This window comes from Fibrobacter sp. UWB12 (assembly GCF_900142485.1).
Lineage (GTDB): Bacteria > Fibrobacterota > Fibrobacteria > Fibrobacterales > Fibrobacteraceae > Fibrobacter.
This window is the reverse complement of the sequence record NZ_FRAZ01000002.1, coordinates 257,222-282,381: the sequence shown is the minus strand read 5'-3', so window position 1 is coordinate 282,381 and position 25,160 is coordinate 257,222. Positions and strand designations below refer to the sequence as shown.

General features: G+C 47.6%; 19 protein-coding genes. 14 read left to right on the top strand and 5 right to left on the bottom strand.

What is annotated here, in order from left to right; all coding sequences use genetic code 11:
- The first annotated feature begins 70 nt into the window (after positions 1-70).
- Genes infB through ribF form a run of 4 tightly spaced genes read left to right on the top strand, consistent with a single transcriptional unit; the run spans position 71 to position 5,448 of the window.
- The gene (infB, locus tag BUA34_RS03690; RefSeq protein ID WP_254794307.1) at positions 71-3,145 is read left to right on the top strand and encodes a translation initiation factor IF-2; all 3,075 of its coding nucleotides are present in this window, start codon (positions 71-73) and stop codon (positions 3,143-3,145) included.
- Positions 3,145-3,498 carry a 30S ribosome-binding factor RbfA gene (gene rbfA / locus BUA34_RS03685; RefSeq protein WP_014546935.1) on the top strand — a complete coding sequence of 118 codons (354 nt, stop codon included), beginning with the start codon at positions 3,145-3,147 and terminating at the stop codon, positions 3,496-3,498. The genes infB and rbfA overlap by 1 nt, the downstream gene beginning before the upstream one ends.
- Positions 3,499-4,554 carry a tRNA pseudouridine synthase B gene (locus BUA34_RS03675; protein WP_083579725.1) on the top strand — a complete coding sequence of 352 codons (1,056 nt, stop codon included), beginning with the start codon at positions 3,499-3,501 and terminating at the stop codon, positions 4,552-4,554. It begins immediately after the preceding gene.
- A complete protein-coding gene (ribF, locus tag BUA34_RS03670; RefSeq protein WP_072827389.1) occupies positions 4,555-5,448 on the top strand; it encodes a riboflavin biosynthesis protein RibF in 894 nt (297 codons plus the stop codon).
- A gap of 17 nt (positions 5,449-5,465) precedes the next feature.
- On the opposite strand, the gene rhuM is transcribed toward ribF, so the two are convergent.
- Complete coding sequence (rhuM, locus tag BUA34_RS03665; protein ID WP_072827388.1) at positions 5,466-6,425, bottom strand: RhuM family protein; 960 nt, start codon at positions 6,423-6,425, stop codon at positions 5,466-5,468.
- An 801-nt stretch (positions 6,426-7,226) separates the two neighbouring features.
- Here rhuM and BUA34_RS03660 point away from each other — a divergent pair.
- Positions 7,227-7,994: a hypothetical protein gene (locus BUA34_RS03660; RefSeq protein ID WP_072827387.1), complete on the top strand. Its 768-nt coding sequence runs from the start codon at positions 7,227-7,229 to the stop codon at positions 7,992-7,994.
- Between the two features lie 2 nt (positions 7,995-7,996).
- Positions 7,997-10,654 (top strand): InlB B-repeat-containing protein, encoded by a 2,658-nt coding sequence (locus tag BUA34_RS03655; RefSeq protein WP_072827386.1) that lies wholly within the window; start codon positions 7,997-7,999, stop codon positions 10,652-10,654.
- 53 nt (positions 10,655-10,707) lie between these two features.
- On the opposite strand, the gene BUA34_RS03650 is transcribed toward BUA34_RS03655, so the two are convergent.
- Both BUA34_RS03650 and BUA34_RS03645 read right to left on the bottom strand, forming a co-directional pair.
- Entirely contained in the window at positions 10,708-11,280 is a 573-nt protein-coding gene (locus tag BUA34_RS03650; RefSeq protein WP_072827385.1) for a pyridoxamine 5'-phosphate oxidase family protein, read from the bottom strand.
- Between the two features lie 111 nt (positions 11,281-11,391).
- Positions 11,392-15,411 carry a DEAD/DEAH box helicase gene (locus BUA34_RS03645; protein ID WP_072827384.1) on the bottom strand — a complete coding sequence of 1,340 codons (4,020 nt, stop codon included), beginning with the start codon at positions 15,409-15,411 and terminating at the stop codon, positions 11,392-11,394.
- A 157-nt stretch (positions 15,412-15,568) separates the two neighbouring features.
- Here BUA34_RS03645 and queF point away from each other — a divergent pair, with 157 nt between their 5' ends.
- Complete coding sequence (queF, locus tag BUA34_RS03640; RefSeq protein ID WP_072827383.1) at positions 15,569-16,045, top strand: preQ(1) synthase; 477 nt, start codon at positions 15,569-15,571, stop codon at positions 16,043-16,045.
- Positions 16,046-16,047: 2 nt separating this feature from the next.
- On the top strand, positions 16,048-16,758 hold the full coding sequence (locus tag BUA34_RS03635) for a queuosine precursor transporter (protein ID WP_072827382.1): 711 nt from the start codon (positions 16,048-16,050) through the stop codon (positions 16,756-16,758).
- A gap of 139 nt (positions 16,759-16,897) precedes the next feature.
- Here the strand turns inward: BUA34_RS03635 and BUA34_RS03630 are convergent, their stop codons facing one another.
- Positions 16,898-17,701 carry a hypothetical protein gene (locus BUA34_RS03630; RefSeq protein ID WP_072827381.1) on the bottom strand — a complete coding sequence of 268 codons (804 nt, stop codon included), beginning with the start codon at positions 17,699-17,701 and terminating at the stop codon, positions 16,898-16,900.
- 183 nt (positions 17,702-17,884) lie between these two features.
- Between BUA34_RS03630 and BUA34_RS03625 the strand changes: the two genes are divergently transcribed.
- The 6 genes from BUA34_RS03625 (at position 17,885) to BUA34_RS03600 (ending at position 24,565) form a co-directional block, all read left to right on the top strand.
- Positions 17,885-18,316 (top strand): hypothetical protein, encoded by a 432-nt coding sequence (locus BUA34_RS03625; RefSeq protein WP_072827380.1) that lies wholly within the window; start codon positions 17,885-17,887, stop codon positions 18,314-18,316.
- Complete coding sequence (locus tag BUA34_RS03620) at positions 18,313-19,377, top strand: NAD-dependent epimerase/dehydratase family protein (protein ID WP_072827379.1); 1,065 nt, start codon at positions 18,313-18,315, stop codon at positions 19,375-19,377. Before BUA34_RS03625 ends, BUA34_RS03620 begins: the two co-directional genes overlap by 4 nt.
- A gap of 20 nt (positions 19,378-19,397) precedes the next feature.
- Positions 19,398-20,171 carry a glycosyltransferase family 2 protein gene (locus BUA34_RS03615; protein WP_072827378.1) on the top strand — a complete coding sequence of 258 codons (774 nt, stop codon included), beginning with the start codon at positions 19,398-19,400 and terminating at the stop codon, positions 20,169-20,171.
- A gap of 62 nt (positions 20,172-20,233) precedes the next feature.
- The gene (locus BUA34_RS03610) at positions 20,234-21,145 is read left to right on the top strand and encodes an AAA family ATPase (protein ID WP_072827377.1); all 912 of its coding nucleotides are present in this window, start codon (positions 20,234-20,236) and stop codon (positions 21,143-21,145) included.
- Positions 21,146-21,248: 103 nt separating this feature from the next.
- Positions 21,249-22,508: a DUF58 domain-containing protein gene (locus tag BUA34_RS03605; RefSeq protein WP_072827376.1), complete on the top strand. Its 1,260-nt coding sequence runs from the start codon at positions 21,249-21,251 to the stop codon at positions 22,506-22,508.
- Positions 22,505-24,565, top strand: a complete 2,061-nt coding sequence (locus BUA34_RS03600; protein ID WP_072827375.1) for a transglutaminase domain-containing protein — start codon at positions 22,505-22,507, stop codon at positions 24,563-24,565. Before BUA34_RS03605 ends, BUA34_RS03600 begins: the two co-directional genes overlap by 4 nt.
- Positions 24,566-24,577: 12 nt before the next feature.
- Here BUA34_RS03600 and BUA34_RS03595 read toward each other — a convergent pair whose 3' ends face one another.
- Positions 24,578-25,135, bottom strand: coding sequence for a hypothetical protein (locus BUA34_RS03595; protein ID WP_072827374.1), 558 nt, complete (start codon positions 25,133-25,135; stop codon positions 24,578-24,580).
- Positions 25,136-25,160: the final 25 nt, after the last annotated feature.

Sequence of the window (25,160 nt, the reverse complement as noted above, 5' to 3'; positions counted from 1 at the left end):
CAGGGCAAATAGTTTAACGGAAGAATAAGAAAAGGAATTGAATAGGCTATTCATGACGAATGAATCTCAAATGAAACCTAAGGATTGGGCTGATGCTCATGGATTGAAGGTTGATGTGGTGATGAAGCTGCTCCGCGATGCAGGTGTTGCAGTTCGTACCCATATGTCCAAATTGGATATGGCAGACTTTGAAAAGATTGAGGAGGCTGCCGCTGCCGAAAAACAGAAGCAGGATGCCCGTAACAAGAATCTCAAGAGGCCGACCGCTTCTGAATCTGATTCTTCCGCTTCCGCTCCTGCAAAGAAGAAGGAAACGTCGGTTGCGACGAACAAGCTCGGTTTGAAGGTGAGCCTTAAGAAAGGCCCGGGTGCCCGCAAGGATGCTCCGAAGGCTGTCGCAAAACAGGATCCGAAGTCCCCGATAGCAAAGCCTGCTGCACCGGCTGCTGTAAAGCCCGCTGCTCCCGCTCCGGCTGCTGCTCCAGCCGCACCTGCTGTCGCTCCGAAGCCAGCTCCTGCACCGGTCGCAAAACCGGCTGCACCTGCAACACCGGCACCTGCCGCAGCTCCCGCTCCGGCAGCAAATCCGGCCCCGGCTCAATCCGCTCCGGCGCCGAAGCCTGCAGTTCCCGCGCCTGCTCAAACAGCCCCGGCAAAGCCTGCCGCACCGGTTGCTCCGAAGCCAGCCGCACCTGCTCCGGCTGCTGCAAAGCCCGCTGCTCCGCAGCCGACTATGATGTCTGCTTCTACAGAACTCAAGCAGCCGCCGATGAAGGCTCAGGTCTTCAAGCCCGATGCCGCCATCCTCGCTCGTATCGAAAAGTCTCGCCAGCAGGCTCAGGCCGCTCGCAACAACCATCGTCCGAATGGCGGAAACCGCAATGGCGGCAATGGCCAGGGTTACACGGGTACGTTTGGCCGTCTTTCTAACAACGGCAACGGCGGTAACGACAACCGCAACAATAACAACAATAATCGTCGCCCGAACGGCGGTAACGCTAGCAGCAGTAGCCGCGGCTATACCGGACGCAACGGCGGATTCTCCAGCGGTTCCATGCAGGAAGCTTTCAATGCTTCCAACAGCAATAACCAGGCTCTTGGCCAGAATCAGAACGGCAAGGGCAATGGCAAGGGCCAGAACGGCCGCCATGGCAACGACAAGAACCGTCGTAGCAATACTAAAGACCGTCAGGAAATGCAGAGAGAACAGCAGCAGGAAGCCGTACGTCAGAACGTTTCCCGCGTGATGGCCTCCCTCTCCAAGAACCCGGTCAAGAAAGTTTATCACAAGGATCACTCCGAAAACAATACGGGTGAAGAAAAGAAGATCCTCAAGACTTCTGACTTCATTACCGTGGGCGAACTCGCTGGTCTTATGGACCAGATGCCGGCACGCGTCATTGCAAAGTGCATGGAAATGGGCATGATGGTGACCATCAATGCTCGCCTTGATTTCGAAACGATCCAGATTTTGGCTGATGAATTCGGTTACGAAGCTCAGCTGATGGAAGAATACGAAGAAGAAGCTCTCGGCATCGAGGAAGAATCTCAGGAAAATCTCCAGCCGCGTCATCCGGTGGTTACCGTCATGGGCCACGTTGACCACGGTAAGACATCTCTCCTTGACTGGATTCGTAAGACCCACGTGGTGTCCGGCGAATCGGGTGGCATTACGCAGCACATCGGTGCATACGAAGTCACCACCAAGCAGGGTAAGGTTACCTTCCTCGATACTCCGGGTCACGAAGCCTTCAGTGCTATGCGTGCTCGCGGTTCCCAGGTGACCGACGTTATCGTTCTCGTCGTGGCAGCTGACTCCATGGTCATGCCGCAGACGGTTGAATGTATTGAACTTGCAAAGCGCGAAAACGTCCCGATGGTCGTCGCCATTACAAAGATGGACCTCCCGACCGCAAACCCGGACAAGATTCGCGCCCAGCTCGCAGAACGCGGTGTGGAAGTCGAACAGTGGGGTGGTCAGACCAGCTGTATCGAAGTTTCTGCACGTACGGGTCAGGGCATGGATGTCCTCCTCGAAACGCTTGCTCTCGAAGCTGAAATTCTTGAACTTAAGGCCAATCCGGATACGCACGCCCGTGGCGCTGTCGTTGAATCCAAGCTTGACGTGGGTAAGGGTTCTATGGCAACGATCCTCGTGCAGAACGGTACACTCCATGTGGGTGACCCGTTTGTTTGCGGTATCTACGCTGGTCGTGTCCGTGCCATGTTCAATGAACGTGGTGTCCAGTTGAAGGAAGTTCCGCCTTCTGCTCCGTGCCAGGTGCTCGGCTTTGACGGTACTCCGCAGGCTGGTGACGAACTTGTCGTGGTGGAAGACGAAAAGACCGCACGTGAAATTGCCTCCAAGCGTCGTATGGCTGCTCGTGAACGCGATCTCCGCGCCCGTAAGACGGTCTCTCTCGAAAACTCCTTCAACGCAAAGAAGGAAGGTACGCTCTCCGAACTCAACCTCATCGTCAAGGCCGACGTGGGTGGTTCTGCAGAAGCTTTGGCCGCTTCCCTCGAAAAGCTTACCAACAAGGAAGTCCGCGTCAACATCATCCGCAAGGGTGTGGGTACGATTACGGAATCCGATATCCTGTTTGCAACGACCGCACAGGCAATCATTATTTCCTTCCACCTTATGCCGTCTCTCGCTGTCCGCGAAATGGCCCAGAAGGAAGGCATCGAAATCCGCAACTACCGCGTGATTTACGACTGCATTGAAGATATCAAGAACGCTGTGGAAGGCCTCCTCAAGCCGATCATGCGCGAAGAACTCGTTGGCGAAGCCGAAATCCGTCAGGTGTTCAAGGTCCCGAAGGTTGGTCTCATCGCTGGCTGTATGGTTACCGACGGCGAAGTCGACCGCACAAGCCATGTCCGCGTTTACCGCAATGGTATCGAACTCGGTACGACTGTGGTCCAGTCTTTGAAGCGCATGAAGGACGACGTCAAGTCTGTCGCTCGTGGCTTCGAGTGCGGTATCGGCCTCAAGGGTTACGACGATATCAAGGAAGGCGATAGCCTCATCTTCTTCAAGGAAGTCAAGGTCGCCCGTACGTTGGAAGACGTTGCCCGCGAAGAAGCTGAAGAAAAGCTCAAGGCTGCAGCTGCCACTGAAGCAAAGAAGGAAGACGCTTAATGACTCGTAGAACCGATAGATTGGGCGAGCAGTTCCGTGAAGAAATCTCCAAGCTCATTCAAAAGGGCTTGAAGGATCCGCGCGTGAGCACTCTCGCGAGCATTACCCGTGTGGACATTACCGAAGACCTGAGCTATGCAAAGGCCCTCGTTTCGGTGATGGGTTCCGATAAAGAAAAGCGTGATACGCTTGTCGGACTCAACAATTCCGCCGGCTTTATCCGTGGCGTCTTGGGCAAGGCCTTGAAGATTTTCAAGGTTCCGGAGCTCAAGTTCGTTCTTGACGAAAATCTTGAACATGCCATGCACATTGAAGAAATCCTTGCAGAACTGAAGCAGAAAGGGGAACTTTAATTGTCCTCTTTCGGCTTCGTCCTCTTGGACAAAATTGCAGGTGAAACATCTTTTAAGGCCCTTTTCCCTCTGAAAAGGGTCTTTTGTACTAAACGTGTGGGCCATGCGGGTACGCTTGATTTGCGTGCAAGCGGGCTCATTATTGCTGCCACTGGTCGTGCAACGCGCCTTTTGCCCTACATTGAGGCGAAGGACAAGTGCTATACGTTCAGGCTCCATCTTGGCTACGAAACCGATACCCTGGAATGGGACGGGGAAGTGGTTTCGGTAGACGACAAATGCGTGGGGCGAGAGTCGCAGCCATGCTTGCATGGATATGACCGAGCCCAGCATTTGGGACTTGAGCAAAGCGAAAGTCCAAAGACGAGTGACGAGAGTAGTTGTCATCCTGGAGCCGAAGGCGATAGGATCCAGTGCGGAGTGCCTTCGGTGACGCGCGCGGACCTCGAAGCGGTTTTGCCGCAGTTCATTGGCTATATTGACCAGGTTCCGCCGAATTACAGTGCTGTGAAAATTGACGGCCATCGCGCAAGCGACTTGGCGAATCGTGGCCGTGAAATTGAACTCAAGCCTCGCCGCATTCATATCGAATCGCTCAAAGTCGTGGGCGAGGGGCTTGTGACGGAAGGCTGCACGGGCAAGAGCTTTGCTACGTTTGATTTGGAATGCAACTGTAGCAAGGGAACGTACATCCGTTCGCTTGGTCGTGATATGGCACGTGCGCTCGGAACGTGCGGCTGCGTCTCGATGATCCGCCGCCATCGCATTGGTAATGTGACTGTGGATCGCGCTGTTCGCGGGGACGCTCTCACGCCGGAACATTTGCTCCCTGTGGACCAGGTGCTTGATTTCCCGGTTGTCCGCTTGAATGACGACCAGGTGAAAGCAATTCGTTTAGGAAATTGGGTGCCGTGGCGCACTCCTGTTGAAAATTTAAGCACGACGCCAGGGGCGGAAAAGTTTGTCTTTACCGCCGATAAAGATGGCGCTGTGATTGGGCTTGGCGTCTATGACCCGGGCCGTATTTGCCCCAAGTTCTTTTTAGGTGATGATTAAATGAAACGCGCTGTGACAATGGGTAATTTTGACGGATGCCATTTGGGGCACCAGGCGCTTTTCCGCACGCTCAAGGCGGTTGCCGAAGTGAACCATTTGCAGCCGACGGTCATCAGCTTTGAACCGCATTCCAATTACGTTTTGCGTGGACCGGGCGATCCGTTGCTCCTTACGACGACCGAAGAAAAACGCGAGTTCGTCGAGAGCCTTGGCATTGAATTTTTGGTATTGCCGTTCACGCATGAATTGGCAAAACTCCCGTTCGATAAATTTGTCCGCACGGAACTGATTGAAAAGCGTGAAGTTGTTTCGATGTTCTTTGGACACGACCATTGCTTTGGTGCAGGTGGCAAGGGCAATTACGAGACGATTACCGCTGCGTTCCCGGAACTTTCGACGCAGATGCTTTCGATGGTGTTGCACAAGGGCGAACGCGTGAGCTCTTCTGCCGTGCGCAATGCTCTTTTGAACGGCGATGTGGACCGTGCGCAGACTTATCTGGGTCGCCCGTATCGCTTGTCTGGAACGGTCGTGGTCGGCAAACGTCTTGGCCATACGATTGGATTCCCGACGGCGAATGTGCAGATGGAACAGTACAAGTTCTTGCCAAGAGGCGGTGTGTATGTTGCAAGCGCAAGGCTCTCGGACGGTCGCATTTTCCGCTCTGTCGTGAACATCGGAACGCAACCGACAACGCCTGGAACGCATAATCTTGCAGTCGAAGCGTATCTGCTGGACTTTAACGAAGACATTTACGGTCAGCATTTAGCGCTGGACTTGCTCGCCTTTTTGCGCCCTGAAAAGAAGTTCGCAAGCATTGAAGATTTGGTGCGCCAGATTGGCATGGATGCCGATACCGCCAAGAATTACAACGGAAATCATTGGGCGGAGTAGAGAAAGTTTTTGTTCCCTCATATTCCTTTGGTGCAATCTTCCACTTTTTTGACGACTTCTTCAGGTGTTACGAAATTAAGAATGCTGAATGCAGTCATTTCATTGCCCATATCCTTAAATGATGCTCCGAAGTGATATACAGTGTCATCTATAAGCAAAAAACGGTCGTGAATTGTACGCATCGTTTTTAATTCTAGTCCAGGATATTGTTTGTTGTGCAGCTTTTGGGCTTCCTTAAATTCTGGGGTGATTCGTGCTGCGTAGATGATTGCTGTAATGCCTTTTGACCGCATTGCGGCAAATTTTAGTACCTCGATTGTAGCAAACGGGTCTATGAATATAACTGAACGCTTGGCTGTTTTTACGAGGTCTGCAATCAAGACAAATCCATCGAATCGAGTTCCTGTTGCTAGAATTCCGCTAGTTGGTGTTTGTGCCGATTTAATGAAGAAGTCTATATGTTGCTCTACTGTCGAAAGTCGGGAGTTTTGTTCTACGATGGTCTTACGAACATCTGCGATTTCTGAACTCTGCTTTTCGATGAGCCGCTGTTGCTCGTGTAATCGATCTGCAATTTGTAGGTCTGTTGCCATTTTTCGTTGGTTGATGGCATAGCCCTTGAGCATGTAGTCTTTAAGAACTTGATTTGCCCAACGGCGAAACAAGGTGGCGTTTTTACTATTGACGCGATAGCCGATAGACAGAATTGCATCAAGGTTGTAGTATTTGGTTTCGTACACCTGCTTTGAATCGTTACCCATATGTTCCAAAACGGAACATGTGCTATCTTCGTCAAGTTCTTGCGATGCATAGATGTTTTTTAAGTGCTTTGTAATTGCAGGGCGTTTTGTCCCAAATAGATCTGCTATTTGCGCCTGTGTAAGCCAAACGGTCTCGTTTTCAACACGTACTTCTAGCTTGGTTTCGCCCTCCGGCTGATAAAGTACGATTTCACCAGTTTCTTTGTTCTTGTTCATTTTCTCCTACGACGCAATAGATATTGTTGTAAAAAATGCCGGGCGAGCATGGCGCCTGCCGTGTTCAATCGGTATCGCGAGATACTCTTTCAGCCCCCGGCGTAGGTGTACCGGCTTCACCAAATGTCGTTGCCGTAGCAGAGCGACCCCCCGGTATTGTTTTTTCGATGAAATTAAATAATGTGCGGAATCGGAGCAATAGCTGGAACTTTTGGTAAAAATGGCAAGAAAGGATTGTTTTTAAGGCTTTTGCTCTCGATCGTAATAAAAAATGGCGTTTTTTGCGAAATTTGGGGGATTGGGGTGGGTCTGATTCAATGTATGTAAAATTTTGGAAATGAATTTTAGTGTTGTTTTATTCTAATTTGGAATAGCATTATCAAGGATTTTTGTCAAAAAAAAGCATTTTTTGAGGAGAATGGGTGGTCAATTGTAAATTTATTGAATGATGTAATCGTTTTTAAGCTATCTTTAATGTGTATAAAGAGTTTTTGCTCTTGTTCTCTGAACGAAATCTAGACAATTTCCCTAAACGAGAACAGGGTGAACGCTCACGCAGGCATGCCATTTTGCGGTATGTTTCAGTTTGCTGTACCGGCTATACAGTCGGCCTTTGGTCGTATGGCCAGAGGGCAACAGCCCTTTTGGGGCGTGGGTCGTTTGCGTTTATCGTTTAGAGGCAGTCTAGAGCCACGTTCAGATAAATGCAACGATCTGCGTCCTTTTTTTGTTTTCTCAAAAAGGTCTCGGTTCCTAGCTTGGCAGGGGTGAAACTCCATAGGTGTTTACATGGAGGCTGTTATGGCTAAGAAAGACGCGCAAGGCTTTGAACTTGACAAAAATGATTTTGTGAAACTCACAAATCATAATGCAAAATTAGCTCAAAAAAAGGTAGATGCATCAGCAAAAGAGGCTGATGGGAAAAAGTCTTCTAAGACTCGAAAAACGCTTAGTGCTATTCGCGAAGATGATTTTGCCAAGAATGATCTGTACCAACTGATACAAAATGAAAAGAAAAAGAATTTCAATGATGGTTGCCTTGGCATTATCAAGAAAATAAATGATACAAATTCAACAAGACTAAGCGATGAAGAACAAAATTTTTTTGCTGATTACTTTAACCGAAATAAGATTGAAATTCTAGGGCGAATAAAATTGGGCGATGTTGATATTGTTAACGATTTAGCTCTAGCGGGAAAAAATACAAGTAAAAAACGCTTCAATTTAAGCTTTGCTTCTAAGTTTTGTACATATATATCCCGATATGCCTTTAATGAATACAATAAGTTTACTCCGTATGACGGAGTTTTGCAAAGTATATTACCCTACTATGCGTGGGCGTATTGTCGAGATGAATCGGTAGATAATTTCAAAAAAGACCAAGATCATGGGTATAGCAAATATATCTTGTTGGTTCGTAAAATTATCTCTAGCGCTGCAAATTTATACGGAGCAGAAGAAAAATTAACGCTCAAAGAATTTGACCGTCTACTATGGTATAAATACAAAGGCCTATTGGGGGAAGATTTAATAGGACTCTCCAATTCGTCACTTATCAAGGAGGCATAGCTATGAAAAACACTAAACTCTTTTTAACAGTACTTTCTTTGCTTGCATTACTTGCAAGTAATGCTGTTGCTGCAGCATGGACTGGTTCTATGTCAGAACCTGAAAATATGAAAAAGATTGATGGCAAGTCTTTCTATGTCATCACTACTGCTGATGAATTAGCTTGGTTTGCGAATCAAGTGAATAGTGGAAAATCGACCATAAATGCAGTATTAGGAAATGATATTGTTTTCGGAAAGGACAAAAATACAGTTGCGTCTATAAATTGGACTCCTATTGGAAAGGATACGAAATATCAATTTGCGGGAATTTTAGATGGTGCTGGTCATACCATTTATGGAATGTCTTCGACAGGTCTTGCATTAGCTGGCCTTATCGGAGTGCTAAATACAGATGGTATTGTTAGAAATTTGAAAACAAATGCTGGATATGTAAGTGGATTTTTCCGGATAGGGGGTGTCATTGCTCATAGCAATGGATTGATTCAAGATGTTGAAAATAATAATAAGATTGAAATGTCTTATAAGAAAGGGGATTCAACTGCTTTCTATATAGGAGGAATTGCGGCGCATAATCAGGGCTACATTATTGACTGTTCCAATAAGGCATCTATTAGTGGTACTGCACTAGAAGCTCGTTCTGGCGGTATTGCTGGATATAATACAGGAAAAATAGAAAATTCTGGCAATAGCGGAAATATTTCTGCAAGTACAGTTTATGCGGGAATAAAAGATGGAAATAAGCATAAAATTTATTCTGGAGGAATTGTTGGATATAACGCTGGCTCGATTGGTAAAGTAAAAAATGTCGGCTCGGTTGTAGCTAAGGGCTATTATTCTTATAAAGAATCTTCTCTAACAGCTACGCCTTCGGGATCACAATATGTTGATTATACAGTTTATGTCCATAGTGAAACTTATTCAGGGGGAATCGGTGGCTTCAGCACAAAGACTATTTACAATAGTATCAACAGTGGAAAAATAACCAATGGAAATAGTACTGATGATAATGGTTTTATCAATGGCATTATCGCTTCCGGCAAAGCAAAAAATTCCATTGATTTGCAGTCCTTAAAATATTGGCTCAATGAGACTGAAGTTCAAGGAACTGCCGAAAACATGCAAAAAGATCAGTTTGCTTGGATTCTGAATACAACGAACGGAACAGAATCTAACAGCGGTATGTGGACTCGTACAACTGGTTATCCTGATTTTGCGAATGAAGTTAATCGTCCTATATATAGGATTGTCTTCAACGATGATGGGGCTACATCAAATCGTTATACAAATAACAAAGGTTTAGCTCAATTTCCCGACAATCCTGAACCTGCTGAAGGCCTTCTTTTTATGGGGTGGTATAATGTTGACGATACTAGGGTCAAACCTACGACGGTGTTTTCTGCTGACCAAATTGTAAAGGCTGTTTATACTGATGTAAGTGATGTTTTCTGGACGATTACATTCTATAATGCAGTTCCTGCCGATACTGTGTTGGAATCCAAGTCTTATCAGCACGGAAGCATTGTTACTTATGGTGGTGTCTCTCCGACATTAACTTCTACAGCTCAGTACACCTATTCTTTTAAGGGTTGGGATATAGAGCCCACGAATGCTGTCGAAGATTTTGAATACCATGCGGTCTATGATTCAACAATACGCTCGTATACTATAACATTCAATAATACAGATGGCTCAAAAATTGAAAGCGCAACATTTGAATATGGCAAGATGCCGAGCTGTAGCAAGACTCCGACTCGTACAGCTACCGTCGAATGGACATTTATGCATAAAGGCTGGAAACCTGCACTTGATTATGTTACCGAAGCTGCTTCCTATATTGCAATTTACGATTCTAGCAAGGTTGAATACAAGGTTGTCTTTATGAATGGTACAACCGTCCTTGATGAACAGATGGTGCCGTATGGCGATGCTGCTGTTGCTCCTACAAATGTGACTCGCGAAGGTTACAAGTTTGTCGGATGGAATACTTCTTTTGCGAAGGTGACGGAGGCCTTGACGGTCAAGGCGTTGTTCGAAGAATTGATTGTCCGTACGGTTAGTGTTGTAAATAGTGATGGTGAAAAAATTGATAATGTGAAGGTTGAAAATGGTGAATTATACACGCTGCCGGAAGCTCCTAAGAAAGACGGTTACACCTTCGATGCTTATTATGATGGCGATAAGAAACTTGGTGTCGCTGGCGATGAAATCTCTGTGACCGCTAATATCACGATTATTGCGAAGTATATTGAAAATCCCAAGAGCAGTTCTAGCAGTACACCGAAATCATCTAGCTCTATCAAGAGCAGTAGTTCTGCAAAAAGTTCTAGCAGTGTAGTAAAGTCTTCTTCAAGTAGTTCAAAGAAAGTTTCTTCTAGTTCAGGAAAGAGTTCTAGTAGTCAGGCAAAATCAAGTTCAAGCAAAAAGAGTAATGCTGTTGTTTCGAAGGTGCAAACTCCTAAGTTCTCGCTTCAAGTTCAAGCGCGTTCTATACAAATCTCTGCGGTTCCAATGAATTCTGTGTATGCAATTTTCGATATGCAGGGACGAGTACTGAAGAATGGACGCGTTTCGGCTGCGAATTTCAATATAGCATTACCGCGAGCGGGGAGCTATTTGGTGAAAATAGGAAATCAAACCCGAAAAGTGAACATAAGATAATGTTTTGAATAAAAAGAAGAGACGGCTATTACCGTCTCTTTTAACATATGCATCTAGCACTTTTGTGCTTTGTCGTTTTTTGCTTTGCCGGTAAAGTTAGTGCTCGTTATTTTGAATACGGTTACTGTGGCGGCTTGTTCGGGTGTGAATTCGAACTTATGTGGTGTGGCGGATTGCGTGGAATGCGCGGATGCTGTGGGTTGCGAATACTGCGCGGAATCTGGGTGGTGCGGCGCAGCGGCTTGCCGTTCCATCAGGAGCGAGAGTCCTCGGCATTTTTCAGCGATGTCTTCGACGATTTCGGCTTTGCCTTGCCCGACAACGCTTGCGTAAAAGCGACCGCTTTTGCAATAGGCTTCTTCGTGAATCTCGATGCGGTTTTCAACGCACATGCTGAATGCAACATTCGGATTTTTGCGGATGCAGTCGAGTTTCTTGCCGACATGAGCACAATGGAAATACAGTTCTAGAACGCCGCTGTTTAGATTATATCCGAACGACAGCGGAATGATGTAGGGCATGCTTGGGTCTGCTTCATCCGTCATTGCTACATGGACTGTTGTGCATTGTTCAATAATCTTTGCGATGTTTTCATCGCCTAAAACTTCTCTGTCCTTGCGCCGCATTTTACCTCAACTTTTTTACGCTGTTTGTATTTTAAATATAATTATTCAAAGGTGTTGTAATTCGTGAGGTCGCAATTTGCGACTTTACGGATTTTTAAAAGTCTAAAAAAATTACACAATTGTGTTATCCAGGCAGAAGACTTCGGCGAGTTGCTTGTCGTCCATGTCGGCGAGCCATGTTTCGCCGGCGTTCACGGTCAAGTTGGCGATGGCTTTTTTGGTTTCGAGGAGGGAGTTGATTTTCTCTTCGAAGGTGCCTTTGGTGATAAAACGGTGGACTTGGACGTTGCGCTTTTGGCCGATACGGAAGGCGCGGTCGGTGGCTTGCGCTTCAATGGCGGGGTTCCACCACAAATCGTAATGGATGACTTGCGAGGCGGCGACGAGGTTGAGACCGGTGCCACCAGCCTTGAGCGAGAGTATGAGCACTTTGCAGTCCGGGTTTTCTTGGAAGTCCTGAATCATTTCGGAGCGCTGCGTTTGTGTGCAACCGCCGTGATAGAAATGTGTGCGGAGGCCGAGTTCGCTTTCGATGGTGGATTTTAACAAGTGGCCCATTTCGGCAAATTGCGTGAAGATGAGCGTCTTTTCGCCTTGCTCTTGGATAGATGTGAGGAGATCCAGGAGCATTTGCATCTTGCCGGATTCGAGCTTGCTGGACTTTTTGGAATCCGCGCTTTCTGCAGGGACTGTTGCGGCGTCTTGTGTTGAGGAGTCGGTGGCGGTTTTTGTGGCGAGGCCTTTTAGGAATGTGGCGGGGTGGTTGCAGATTTGCTTGAGCGCAAGAATCATCTGCAAAATGATGCCTTTACGCTTGAAGAGTGCGTGGGCGTCGTTTGCCTTTTCGCTGAGTGCCTGCTCCATCTCGAGCTCTTGCATAAAATGCTCAAGTGTCTTTTGATAAAGAGCGGCTTGCGAGCGTGTGAGTTCGGCGTATTCGTCTTGGATGATTTTATCGGGCAAGTCGCTGATGATGCTCTTGTCGGTTTTGAGGCGGCGCAGCATGAACGGTGCCGTGATTTTGCGGAACGTTTCGGCGACGATCTGGTTCCCGTTCTTTTGAATCGGCGTTTCGAACTTCTCGCGGAATTCGCTTGCGCTCGGGAAGAATCCGTGGTTCGCAAAATCCATGATTGTCCAGAATTCCATGAGACGGTTTTCGACTGGGGTTCCGCTCATCGCAATTTTCATCGGGGCGCGCATGCGGCGGAGCAATTTACTCTGTTCGCTATCGGCGTTCTTGATGTTTTGCGCTTCGTCGATGATAATCGTTTGCCATTCGTGCTTGTCGAGTTCGGCAAAGTCCTTGCGGAACGTGGCGTAAGTCGTGAGCAATACATCGGCGTTGAACTTTTGCAGATTGCGGCGGCCTCCGTGGTACGCAAAGAACGTGAGTTCCGGGGCGAACTTCTTGATTTCGACTTGCCAGTTGCAAAGGAGGCCGGCGGGCATTACGACAATGGCTTTTTTCTCCGCAAATTTACCCTCTTGTTTCATCTTGAGGAGGAACGTAATGACTTGTAGCGTCTTGCCAAGGCCCATGTCATCGGCGAGAATGCAACCGAATCCGATTTCCAGATTCTTGTACATCCAGGAGTAGCCGCGCATTTGGTAAGGGCGGAGTGTCGCGTTCAAATTCTCGGGCAACGGAATATCTGTTTCGGCGCGCCAGGCATCGAACTGCTGCTTGAAATCGCTCGCCATTTCGACCGGGATGTTGTCGCATTCGCCGGTGAAGCATGCTTGTACGAGTTTGGCTTGCGTGATTTCTGGAACGGAATCTTCTTCGAGGATTTCGTCGGCGTTTTCCGCGGCATTTTCAGAAGACTTTCCCGCATCATCCCCAGCAGTTTTTTTGCCTTTGCCGTCTTTGACGTTCCCGCTAGACTTGCCTTCAATTTTATCGCGGATGGATTGCAAATCCTGTTCAGTAATTTGCACGTAACTGGACTTGTATTTTAAAAGTCCGTCTGCTTGCTCTGCGAGTTCTAGGAACTCCTTTGCCGAAATGTTTTCATCACCGATGGCGATTTCCCAATCGAAGTCTAGCAGGTCTCCGGCAGTAAATGCTCCAAAGCTCATGCTGCCTTGCAAGCGCATCTTGGGCTTCGGCTTTCCGATGTTCAACAAATTCTTTGGAATTTCCGTCTGGATGCCGAACAGTTGGAGTTTTTTGAGGCAATCCTGCAAAAAGTCGAGGAGTTCAGCGCCTCGCATCAAAATCGGTTCGCTTGCACGGCGTTCCAAGTATGCGTCAAGCGGTTTGAAGCCATCGGCAATGCCGTTTAGAACGCTCATGATCGAGAGCAGTCGCGAGTCGTTGTTTTCAAATAATTCCGAAAGCGGCGTGCGTCTTGCGGCATTTAGCATTCCCGCCGCATTCCCGGCAGCACTTGTTGCGGTTCCATCTTCGTCAAGTACAAAAACGTCCAGCGCTACATCTTCGTCCATTTCGCTACAGACAAAGAGAATTTGCGTACGGCAACCGAGGCAAGAATACACCGAAAGCCATTGCTGGATTTTCCCTGGAATGGCGTGAGCGTTGTTCGCGAGTTTCCCGGAAACGCTATCGAAAAAGAACGAGAGCAAATTGCCGTGATTCGTCTTGAGTGGTGTTTTGTACTTGCGCGCGAATTTCAGAAGCTGCGAGATGAACAACGAAAGAATGTGCTCGGCGGGTTCCGCAATTTCAAAGAAGGATTCTTCTTTGCTTGTCCACGCAAGTTCTCGCGGGGCGGTGACTTCGAGGTCTGCGACAATGTACAGAATCTCGGGGAGCATTTCGGCGGGGAGCCAGCGCATCTGCGCTACGTCTTTCCCGATCCAGAAAACTTGCGGATAAATCGCTCCAGTGCGCACAAGGTAAAATGCAACTTGCAACATCAAGTGCAAGTAACGCACGGAGTAATGGTGCCACGAGAAATTCCCGGCGCTGAGGCAGCAAAGTGCGCCCATCACGTTTGTAACGGTCAGATTGCTGTTGATGACTTTATCGGCCATGGACTGCTCGAAATTCCAATGCCATCCGGGCTTGTGGAACAGTCGCAGTTGCTCGTTTTCCATTAGGAACGTCTTCGCGTTATTCACGCGGAACTGTTCCGAGAACGCATCAAAATTCTCGAAGTCGGTAAAGAACTTGTGGCACGATTCTAGTTCATCTGTAAAACTCTTGCGGAAATTCCCGGCGGGGCAGAACTTCGGGAAGTTTTGCAACATCGCGGGCAGAATGTGTGAGTAGTCTTTCCAACTCTTGAAATCGAATGTCGGCAGTTGCTTGGGCGGGATACTGTTTTGCGATTCGCGGCCCGAGCCTTTATACCCACCAAATAAACTTGCGCTCGCGTCTTCAGCGTGAGAAAGTTCGGCGGCGTGCCTTGCTTCTTGTTCAGCACGCTCGTCGCTATCCCCGGCGCTTCTCGTAGTAGAGGCATCCGCGCTTTCCCCATTACTTCCCGCGACATTCCCGTTAGCAGATGCATTATCGGCGCGGTTCTCGGCGGTATTTCCCAAATCGCCCGCCGCGTTTCCAGTGGCATTTTCGGCACTAGAGCCCACGAGTCTCGTCGCTTTGCTGAATGACCTCACGAGATTTACTTCGCTGGGCGCTTCCATTTCCATGGCGTCCGGCTTGTAGTCTTTGATAAATTCCAGGTCGAGTCCGTGAATCTTGAATAGAGCGTTGGGTTCTTTGTCCGCTTGTTCAGCAATTTTTAAAAATGTGGCAACGAGGTATTTGCACGGGCGTTCATCGTGGCAATCGCAACCCATATTGACTTTGGCAGGGTCGTCAAAAAGCTGGAGCCCGCTTTTGCTCATCAAAAGTTCAAGTGATGGGCTTAACGCCTTGTTGTTTAAAGCCAAAAGTTCCGCAGGCTGCTGCTTCAAAAAGCTCACGAAGATTTCGGAAGATTCTTTAGAAAATTTCGGGAAGACGATGTAGTTGTTATGGAGCCCGCCATTCGGGCCTTTCACCACGGAAATCACTCGGTTATCGACGATGTCGATGCTTGTGACCTGGCCACGTGCGGCAAACTTGAGCCCCTGCAAAACCGCTTGCTCGCTTGCCGTTGCAAGAATCGAGCTAAGCCACTTATTTGCCCACCAAGTTTTTCCGTAACTTCCAAAATCCATGGGCGCAAATATAGTAAAAAGTGCTCAAATGAACAAATTAAATTCGGCGCAGCTTCGGCTTCTCCTTGAAATAGGATTTAAATAATTCTATCTTTGTCTCCGAAAATTGCGGTCAGTTCGAAACCCATCCTGACCTAAAACAAAACTAGGAGACAATATGCGTTCAGAAGCTGAACTCGAAGGCGTTACGCTCTTGGGCAATAACAAGACCCAGTACAAGACGACCTACAGCCCCGAAGTGCTCGAAAAGTTCCCGAACAAGCATCCGGGTAACGACTACATGGTCACTTTCAACTGCCCGGAATTCACGAGCCTCTGCCCGAAAACCGGTCAGCCGGACTTTGCCGAAATCAAGATCAACTACATTCCGGACCAGTATTTGGTGGAATCCAAGTCGCTCAAGCTTTACATGTTCTCGTTCCGCAATCACGGGGATTTCCACGAAGACTGCGTGAACATCATCATGAAGGACTTGGTGAAGCTTTTAGACCCGAAGTACATTGAAGTCGAAGGCATCTTTATGCCGCGCGGTGGCATTTCTCTTTATCCGTTTGCAAACTACGGCAAGCCGGGTACCGAATTCGAAGCTATCGCCAAGACACGCCTCTTCGCCGCTATTGACAGGAGAAAGTAATCGTGCAAAACGAACTCCTTATGATAGCCTCCATTTTCGTGTTCTTTGGAGGCTTGGTTGCTTTTTTCCGCTTTTTCGGTAAGCAGGGCATTTTTGCCTGGACCGTCATTGCAACGATTGCCGCAAATATCGAAGTCTTGATTCTCGTGCACGCCTTTGGGCTTGACACGACGCTCGGTAACGTCATTTTCGCATCGTCATTCTTGGCGACCGACATGATGAGCGAAATCTTTGGTAAAAAAGAGGCGAGCCGCTGCGTGAAAATCGGCATTCTCGCGAATGTGACGTTTATTCTCATTTCGCAGAGCTGGTTCTTGTACATCCCGGCTGCAGGCGATACGATGGCAGAACCGATCCGTACGGTATTCTCGAATACGCCGCGCGTGATGTTGGCGAGTTTGTTTGCATACGCAATTTGCGAAATGTTTGATGTTTGGGCGTATCACGCTTGGTGGAAGTGGACCGAGAAAAAGTTTAAGGATAAGAAGGGCTACCTGTGGGTCCGCAATAATGGGTCGACTCTTGTAAGCCAGCTCATGAATGTGCTCGTGTTCAATTTGCTTGCGTTTGCGGGCGTTTTCCCGTGGAATACCATTGGCGAAATTCTCGTGTTTGGCTACTGCATCTTTGTCATCACGACCCTTATGGACACTCCGTTTGTGTACCTTGCACGCCGCATCTCCGAAAAACACCCGGAACTGCTGAAAGAGTAAGGTTGCGCTTGAATGTCATTCTGGAGGGGCTATGCCCCGATAGAATCCATAGATTTTTGCCTTTAAAAAAAAGCCCGCTCGGAGTGAACTGAGCGGGCGTTTCTTTTGTTCTTCCGACTTTATTTGCCGAAATTAGTTTTTATAATTCGATTCCGAACTTCAAGCTTGCATCACCGTAAAATAACGTCTCATCTGGTTCCATGTCTCCGCGATAACGGGGCGTCACACCTGCTTGTAGAGAGAAATCAATTGAAAAAATGTTGTTGAAACGAAGCGTGTAGCCGCCTGTCAGGGCGAAAGTGTATTGAATGATTGATTCGTTTAGATATCCCTCAATTCGAGATGATCCACTTTCAAGATAAAGCCAATAATCGTCACTATGTTTTCCATCCATGGATGCTGATTCTACAAGAAAACCTACGTGAAAATTTCCGTTGGTTGTTGGAATAAATTTGCTAAATTCTAAACCGAGTCCAAAGCCGTATCCGCTGTGATCCATATATTTACTGAATATGGGGGCGAGTTTTGAGTAGAATCTCACGTGTGCCTTAACATCGAAATTACTCCCGACACGAATCGATACGCCGACCATCGGTCCCCATTGTGTAAAACCTAGCGGGTCCATCCAAAAACCGAGCTTAGTTTCCTTAGCTTTTGTCCACCAAACGGAGTTAGGATTCTTTTCGGGCGAAAGTTCTTGCGACTTTTTGTCAAAGTTTTCTTTGGTTCCGTTCTTGTATGTAATCTCGCTAACGGATTCTTTTTTTACGGAATAGGTGGGACCTTCTGGATTGTTGAATTTCTTGTAGCGAACTGTTGTTTCGTCAATTTCTAGGACGTTTGCTTCTTCGCGGGTTCCGTTTTTCATGGATATGATGTCTTGCGCGAAGGTGGGGATGGCAAAAATCGCTGCAATGGCGACTGAAAGTAATGATTTTCCCATGAATGACAATCCTTTTAGGTGTTTTTTTAATTGAGGTAATTGTAAAAAAAGAAAAACTATTCGTAAACTACACTAATGTGCAATTTTGCGGCGGGTTTTGAGTGCTTGTGATATGGATTAATCTTCTTATGCGGGTAAATTTGTATATTATTGCCGTTCAACCCTAAAAAGGAGAAAAAGTTTATGAAGTTTTCTCACGCTTTGATTTTGGCTAGCTCCCTTGCTTTCTTTGCTTGCGGTGACGATGACGATTCTCCGTCTGGTCCGGCCACTTCGGCCTACGATTGCACCGTTTCGGACGGTGTCAAGGTCGCTTATCCGACTGTTAGCGAACAGTTTAAGATTGGTCAGACCATTGATGTTGTCTTTGGTACGACTATTGACGATGGCTACCGCATTGTGTTCAAGAAAAATGCTAGCGACGCCGGCTTGGATTTGCTTGATGAATCCTTCGATTTGACAGGTCCGGCTGATGGCAAGACTTGCCACACGGTAAAGGTCAAGCTCGATGCCGAAAAGGGTGTTGAACCGACTTTGACCGGTATTATCCGTGTTATTCCGTACAACAAGCAGAATAAGGGTAATAACTCCGAACTCTTCGTTGTTAAGGAATGATCCCTCAATTCAATGATCAAAGTATCACCGTAGCCATTGTCGGTTGCGGTGGTTTTATTGGTTGTCACCTTCTCGACGCTATTTTGACGCGCACCAAGTGGCGCGTTTTTGGCGTTGATTTGGATTTTTATAGAATCCAGCACCGGCTGAACGACGAACGCTGCGAGTTCATGGTGGCGGACCTTGCCGATAAAAGTGTCGTTGAACGAATTGCAAAATATCCGATTGTCGTGAATTTGGCGGCCATTTGCATGCCGAGCCGTTACATGGCCGAGGCCCCCGAAGTTATTCGCAGCAATTATGACCATCCGGCGGCATTGGCCGATGCTTGTGCAAAGTCTGGCTCTTGGCTGATTCATTTTTCGACGTCCGAAATTTACGGGCGCACGTCGGCTGATTCGGGCTTGCTTGTTGAAGATGAATCCGAGCTCACGTTTGGGCCGGTGACGGCGAGCCGCTGGAGCTATGCGACTGCAAAACTTTTGACGGAACGCTATATTGCAGGTCTCAAAAATTTGAAGTGGACGGTGGTTCGACCGTTCAACTTTGTCGGACCTTACATGGATTTTATGCCGGGCGTCGATGGCTCGGGCATTCCGCGTGTGCTCGCGAATTTCTCGTCATCGCTTGTACGCGGTGAACCGCTGAAGCTTGTGAATGGCGGTGTAGCAAAGCGCAGTTTCACGAGCGTATTTGATGCGGTCGATTTTATGTTCGCGCTGTTTGAAACGGGTGATGTAGCCTTCTCACAGGCGTTCAATATCGGGAATCCGGATAACGAACTCACGATTGCGGAACTCGCCGATAAAATGCGCAATATCTTTGCCGAAATCAAGGGCATGAGTGTTGAAACTATTCCTGAACCGGAAGTCGTTTCTGGCGTGGAGTATTACGGCGAAGGTTACGAAGATTCCATGCGTCGCTTGCCTTCAGTCGAAAAAGCGGAACGCTTACTTGGCTTTAAGGCAAAGACCCCGATTGATGTAGTGCTGCGCGAATCGTTGACGTGGTTTGTCGGACATTATAGCAATACAAGTCATTCTGATTCTACGTCATCCTGAGCTGCGCGAAGAATCCAGTTATGTCTTGTCCTGCAATTGATTATTTTATCTTCGTCCCTGCGTATAACGTAGAAAAGACTCTTGGCGAAGTCCTTTCAAAAATTGAAGAATCTGTTTTGGCGCGTGCACATGTGCTTGTCATTGATGATGGCTCCCGCGATGGAACGGCTCAAGCGTTCGAACGCTTTATGTCGATTTGTGTGGAAAATGCGGAATGTGCGGAAAATGCGCGCGACTTCAAGTCGCATTTTGAATATTTAAAGTTTGAACAAAATAGCGGTTATGGAGCCGTTGTCAAGAAGGGAATTGCCGAAGGCTTGGCTTCGGGTGCTGCGTTTATTGCTTGTTTGCATGGTGACGGTCAGTACCCTGCTGAAAAGTTGGGCGAGTTCTTTGCTGAAATGGAAAACTGCAATCTTGATTTGTTGCAAGGCTCGCGGCATGCGGTGGCGGGGGAGGCTAAACGCGGTGGTATGCCTTTGTACAAACGCATTGGCGGTGCGTTTTTGACAGCGCTTGAAAATTTGACGTTCCGCGTAAAGCTTACGGATCGTCATAGTGGCTTTATCGTTTATTCCTCGCGCTTCTTGAAAACCGTTGACTTGAATCGTTTGAGCCCATCGTTCGATATTGATTTGGAACTTATTGCGATTGCCGATGCTCGCCGTTTTGCAATTGCGGAACTCCCAATCCCGACGCGGTATGCCGACGAAAAATCGAACCTCAATGTGGTCTCGTATGGCTTGCGTGTGCTAAGGCAAATTTGGCGAAGAATGTTAGCTTCAAAGCACTAAGTTTTACTAACTAAAATCTAATAACTAACGATTATTGACCAATAACTATATATATTATAAGCATGGTTAAAGATTTAATTCATGCTTTAAATGGGGTGCTGCTCGGTAAATCCGAGGCGGTAGAACTTTTGGTTATGGCTCTCCTTGCCGATGGTCACGTGCTCATCGAGGATGTGCCGGGAACGGGCAAGACGACGATTGCGAAAGCGCTTGCGACTGCGGTTGGAGCGGATTTTGCACGTATCCAGTTTACTCCGGACTTGCTGCCTGCCGATGTAACGGGCGGTGCCGTGTTCAAGGCAAATACGGGCGAGTTCGAAATTCGCAAGGGACCGGTCTTTACGCAGGTGCTCTTGGCAGACGAAATCAATCGCGCGTCTCCGCGAACGCAGAGCGCACTCCTAGAAGCTATGGAAGAACGCCAGGTTTCGCTCGAAGGCGAACGTCATGCGCTTCCAAAACTCTTCATGGTGCTTGCAACAGAAAATCCCGTGGAATTTCATGGAGTGTTTCCGCTCCCGGAAGCGCAGATGGACCGATTCTTGGTTCGCTTGTCGCTGGGGTATCCGACTGCAGAAACGGAACTCGGTATTTTGCGTGCGCATCGCGATGGGCGGCCGCTTGACACGCTCAAGGCGGTGACGACTCCTGATGAAGTTATTGCTATGCGTAGCGATGTTCGCAAGATCCATATTGACGAATCTCTTGAAATGTATGTGGTTTCGCTGGTGCAGGCTACGCGTACGAATCCGGCGGTGCGTTTGGCGGCAAGCCCTCGTGCGGGAATCAACCTTATCAAGATGGCGCAAGCTTGCGCGTTCGTTGCAGGGCGCGACTTTGTGAATCCTGATGATATCCAGCATGTATTTTTCCCGGTGATGGAACATCGCGTGTTTGCAAAAGATTCGAATACGCCCGGTGCGTCTAGACAAATTCTCGAAAGCGTCTTGAAACAAGTGCGTGTGCCGAAATAATCTCACAATTCCTTTTTCTGGAAGATTGCTTCGTTTCACTCGCAATGACGTAAAATAACCACTAACTCCTAATTACGAATTCCGAACTCCGAATAGATTTAAAATGTCTCTCTTCCATTTCTTTATAAATGCAATTCCTAGAAGTCCCAAGCGCAAGGGACTCTTGATGCATTTGTATTACATTTGGCAAGAAGCTTTTACGCCGGTGGGACATGCCGCGGCAGCGCTCATGATGTTCTCGATGTTCGCGGGTGCGGTGCCTGGATTTTGGGCGGCATGGGTGTTTTGCGGTTTGGATTTCATGTACTTTTTGGCGCTTGTGCCAAGCCTTTTTATGACGGCTCGAAAGAGCAAGTTCAAGGCGGGCGATATTGCTGTGCGCAATGTTTATGAAGGTGAACTTTCGACGGTTCGCTTGCAAATTTATGCTGAGGATAAATTAAACGCTGTATCGCTGGGTTGCTTTCGCATGGATTCTTCGCTTAAATGTGCTGAATCGGAACAGGTGCAAATTGTTGCCGGCGATTCTGCGGAATTGATTTGCCGAATCCAAACTAAAAAACGGGGCGCTTTTGAAATTCCTAAAGTGGCGCTTATTTTGCCTGAAATTAATGGCGCTTTGCGTTATGCAGCAAAAGTGGGGAAGGCCGAGTTGCTTGTTTTACCGCGCCCGTTGCGCGTGAGCGCTTTCCCGTTTTTGATTTCGGGTGCAAGTGGCGCTGTTTTCGCGCCGCTTTTGATGCCGAGTCTTACTCGTGGAATGAATTTTGTCGGTGTGCGCGAATACCGCGAAGGTGATGCGTTGCGCGACTTGCACCATAAAGCGTTTGCTCGTTACGGGAAACCGTTTACGAAGGAGTTCGAAACGGAACGGGGCGCGGGTGCAATCCTTGTGCTTGACGTAACTGCCCGGAATCTGCGCGAGAAGTCTTCGGTAGAAATGCTCATCCGTTTGGCAGCAGGTATTGGCTTATGGCTCTTGGAACGGAATGCGCTAGGGCGCTTTTTCATTGGCGATGATGAAATTTCTTTAGTGCAAGCGGATGGTGGTGAAAGCCTTTTAGAAGCTCTTGCGCGAATCCCTACGGCGTCCCTGTTGGAAATGCGTGCATCTCGAAATGCTGCAAATTCTCGTAATTCGCAAAAACGCTGGTCGCCTGCGGCGCGCCCGCTTGGCCCTGTGCTTCGCGTGGGGCTTTTTGCAACTGATGATCCGCTAGTACATAAGCAAGTCGTTCTAGAATCGCGCCCCTTGGCTGCTGACGAATTGAAGACAACTGTCTCGGATGATGTTTTGGCTGTTAATGAAAAACTTCTCGAACGTTCATTTGAAAAGTCGCGCGAAACGGAGGTGAGTCTATGATGAACTTCCGTGAAATTTGCAAGACGGTTTTCTTTTGCATTGTCTCTGTGAATTTGGGCGTTTCGAGTGGTCTAGAAATTCTTGGATTTCTTTTTGCTGCTTTGTTTGTGGCGATGCATATAAAGCAATATGTGCTTTTAAAGTCTACGACGAACCAAAGAAAAATCCCGCGATATAGAAAATTATTTGCTTATGGTGCAATCGTTCCGTTCGCTTTGTGGTGGCTGCTGACTCCTAGTGTCGAAAATGGGGTTTCACCTTATTTGGTCTTTATTCCGGCGTGGTATTTACTTTATCTAGCGTTGCTGCAAAAGCGCAGCTTGGGTAATGGCGGTTTTGAAGTCTTTGTCGTATTCAATGGTGTCGCAGCCCTTTTTATGGGACTCTTTCAAGCGCCCCGCGCTGTTGTGGTGAGTGCGACTGTCGCGTTACTGCTTGCGGTGTATGCGTTTGGACGCCCCCGTGTTGCGCTTTATAAAAGACTTCTCTTTGTTTTAATGTATGCTAGTTTATGCGGCTCATCATATCTTGGTTTCAAGTATTGGAAAAGCAATCACTATTACAGTGGTCGCTGGGCTGAAGATTATTACTTGAAAAATCGTGTCATGGGATTTGATCCGGTGGCCGCGCTGGGTTCATTTTCGAGTAATTACAATTCGAAGTACAATAACGAAATTATCTTGAGAATTTGGGATACGCTTGCACCGCAATATTTGCGTGCCGCGGCTTATGAAAAGTATGTGGCGGGCATTTGGAAACTCACGACTACAGCAGAAAAGAAACTTTATCCCGCCCGTTATCGCGTGGATTATGCAATCTTTGAAACAGAAGATTCTATAACGATGACGCCGAATGTCAAGACGGTTTGGGTTCAAGCGACTCTCGATAATTTTGGATTTATGTTTGCTGCACCCAATGCGGTGGGTGTTGCTAGTAAAAATGCGGACTCGCTCGATTACTATTCGACGAATGTCTTTGCAGGTGCAAACGGAATGCGTAGCGATTGGTTCTATTATGTACCTGATACCGCTGCTACGCTTGCTATAACCACGGCGCTCTCGGATGAGATTGATTCAGCATTCTTGCAAATTCCAGAAAAAGATTTGAATTTGTTGGATACCATCGCCTCGGCAATGGCTCTCCCTGTTCGGGACTCTGTAATAGCGGATTCTGCATCCTTGGATAAATCTGAATTAGAAACGCAATTTGCCGTACAAAATTTAAAAGCGATTGAAAATTATTTTATTAAGAATTTTAAGTATTCGTATGTAGTGTCTTGGCGCAAAAGTTATGCGGGAATGTCGATGAACACTGGTGTGTCGAATATGAAGGACATGCTTGCGCTTTTCTGGAAAAATAAAGAAGGCTATTGCGAATATTATGCGACTCTGGCGACGCTCTTGCTCCGCCATCAAGGGATTCCTGCGCGTTATGTGACGGGATTTGCGCATCCGGAACATGTCGAGGGGCGCCCTTATGTGACGTTCCGTCGTCGTCATAGCCACGCTTGGGTCGAAGTCTATATAGACCACAAGTGGTATATTTTTGACCCGACTCCGCCAGTTCTTGTGAATGCTTTTGCAGAGTCGTCTTGGTTCGCAAAAAAAGTGGAAGGCTTAAAAGGCCGAGTTTCGTATTTTTTCCATCTGCTGAAAGATGGGGAATGGCGCCGTGTTGTTGACAGTTGGCAGAATGTTTCGGAACGTTTCGTGGCAAACCCGGTACTCTATGGCGTTTTGATTTTGCTGGTGGTTGTTTTTGCGGGAATCAGGTTCCGTAAATATCGTCGCAATAGAATTTCACATTCGGTTTCGAAAGATGCCGAACGCTGGATTTCATTGCTCGAATCCGCTGAAAAGCGTCTTGCACGAATGGGCTTTGTTCGTGCTTCTGGTGAAACGGTTTCGGCGTTTATGGTGCGCATAAAGCAAACTATGATGGCGCAATCTGCTCGACAAACAATAAAAAAGGCGAGCCCTAAGGACTCGCGCTTTGAAAAAGATTGTCTTTCTTTGCTGAAACAGCTTGAAGATTACGAAAATAATCGTTGGCGTTAAACGCTTAGAGCGTTAGTTAGCCGTCACGAAGGTGTAAACTTCAGTAGCCGTGTTCTTTTCTACGGCGTCAGACTGCTTCATTTCCGGTTCCATGAAGAAAATCTGCTTTAGAGTCATGGTGACTTGGCCACCGACTACCGATATTTCGACCGGGATTGTGGCTTCGTTTACGGCCATGCAATCGTTTCCGGTTCTTGCACGAAGGTGAAGAGATGTTCCTACAATGTCCCAGAGACCATAGGTCTTGCCCGTGGCTGTCTTGCAATCGGCCTTGCTCAAAGGAGAGTTTGCAAATTCAAATGTATTCGTTTGATTTTCGTCAACATAGAATTTAAGCGTTGCCGGGCTTGCTTCTAAATTATGACTCGGATCAATAATGTATACGACATCTGTTCCAACGGTTCTTATAACGGTCGGACCGCCGATGCTCCAGGTTCCCATAACACAGTCGTTAGAGAGGCCGGCCGCACATTGTTCGGCTTTGGAAGGCGGAGGTGTTGTCGCATTGTCGCTGCAAGCGGAAAACAAGGTTGCCGCAATAGCAAGGGGAGCTAAAATTTTGATTGTCATAAAAATCCTCTTTTAGTTGGAATAT

What these genes read in the sequence shown, in the direction of transcription:
- infB (WP_254794307.1), top strand. Translation starts at nt 71, where the DNA reads ATGAAACCTAAGGATTGGGCTGATGCTCATGGATTGAAGGTTGATGTG.
- rbfA (WP_014546935.1), top strand. Translation starts at nt 3,145, where the DNA reads ATGACTCGTAGAACCGATAGATTGGGCGAGCAGTTCCGTGAAGAAATC.
- ribF (WP_072827389.1), top strand. Translation starts at nt 4,555, where the DNA reads ATGAAACGCGCTGTGACAATGGGTAATTTTGACGGATGCCATTTGGGG.
- rhuM (WP_072827388.1), bottom strand. Translation starts at nt 6,425, where the DNA reads ATGAACAAGAACAAAGAAACTGGTGAAATCGTACTTTATCAGCCGGAG.
- BUA34_RS03660 (WP_072827387.1), top strand. Translation starts at nt 7,227, where the DNA reads ATGGCTAAGAAAGACGCGCAAGGCTTTGAACTTGACAAAAATGATTTT.
- BUA34_RS03655 (WP_072827386.1), top strand. Translation starts at nt 7,997, where the DNA reads ATGAAAAACACTAAACTCTTTTTAACAGTACTTTCTTTGCTTGCATTA.
- BUA34_RS03650 (WP_072827385.1), bottom strand. Translation starts at nt 11,280, where the DNA reads ATGCGGCGCAAGGACAGAGAAGTTTTAGGCGATGAAAACATCGCAAAG.
- BUA34_RS03645 (WP_072827384.1), bottom strand. Translation starts at nt 15,411, where the DNA reads ATGGATTTTGGAAGTTACGGAAAAACTTGGTGGGCAAATAAGTGGCTT.
- queF (WP_072827383.1), top strand. Translation starts at nt 15,569, where the DNA reads ATGCGTTCAGAAGCTGAACTCGAAGGCGTTACGCTCTTGGGCAATAAC.
- BUA34_RS03630 (WP_072827381.1), bottom strand. Translation starts at nt 17,701, where the DNA reads ATGGGAAAATCATTACTTTCAGTCGCCATTGCAGCGATTTTTGCCATC.
- BUA34_RS03625 (WP_072827380.1), top strand. Translation starts at nt 17,885, where the DNA reads ATGAAGTTTTCTCACGCTTTGATTTTGGCTAGCTCCCTTGCTTTCTTT.
- BUA34_RS03620 (WP_072827379.1), top strand. Translation starts at nt 18,313, where the DNA reads ATGATCCCTCAATTCAATGATCAAAGTATCACCGTAGCCATTGTCGGT.
- BUA34_RS03615 (WP_072827378.1), top strand. Translation starts at nt 19,398, where the DNA reads ATGTCTTGTCCTGCAATTGATTATTTTATCTTCGTCCCTGCGTATAAC.
- BUA34_RS03610 (WP_072827377.1), top strand. Translation starts at nt 20,234, where the DNA reads ATGGTTAAAGATTTAATTCATGCTTTAAATGGGGTGCTGCTCGGTAAA.
- BUA34_RS03605 (WP_072827376.1), top strand. Translation starts at nt 21,249, where the DNA reads ATGTCTCTCTTCCATTTCTTTATAAATGCAATTCCTAGAAGTCCCAAG.
- BUA34_RS03600 (WP_072827375.1), top strand. Translation starts at nt 22,505, where the DNA reads ATGATGAACTTCCGTGAAATTTGCAAGACGGTTTTCTTTTGCATTGTC.
- BUA34_RS03595 (WP_072827374.1), bottom strand. Translation starts at nt 25,135, where the DNA reads ATGACAATCAAAATTTTAGCTCCCCTTGCTATTGCGGCAACCTTGTTT.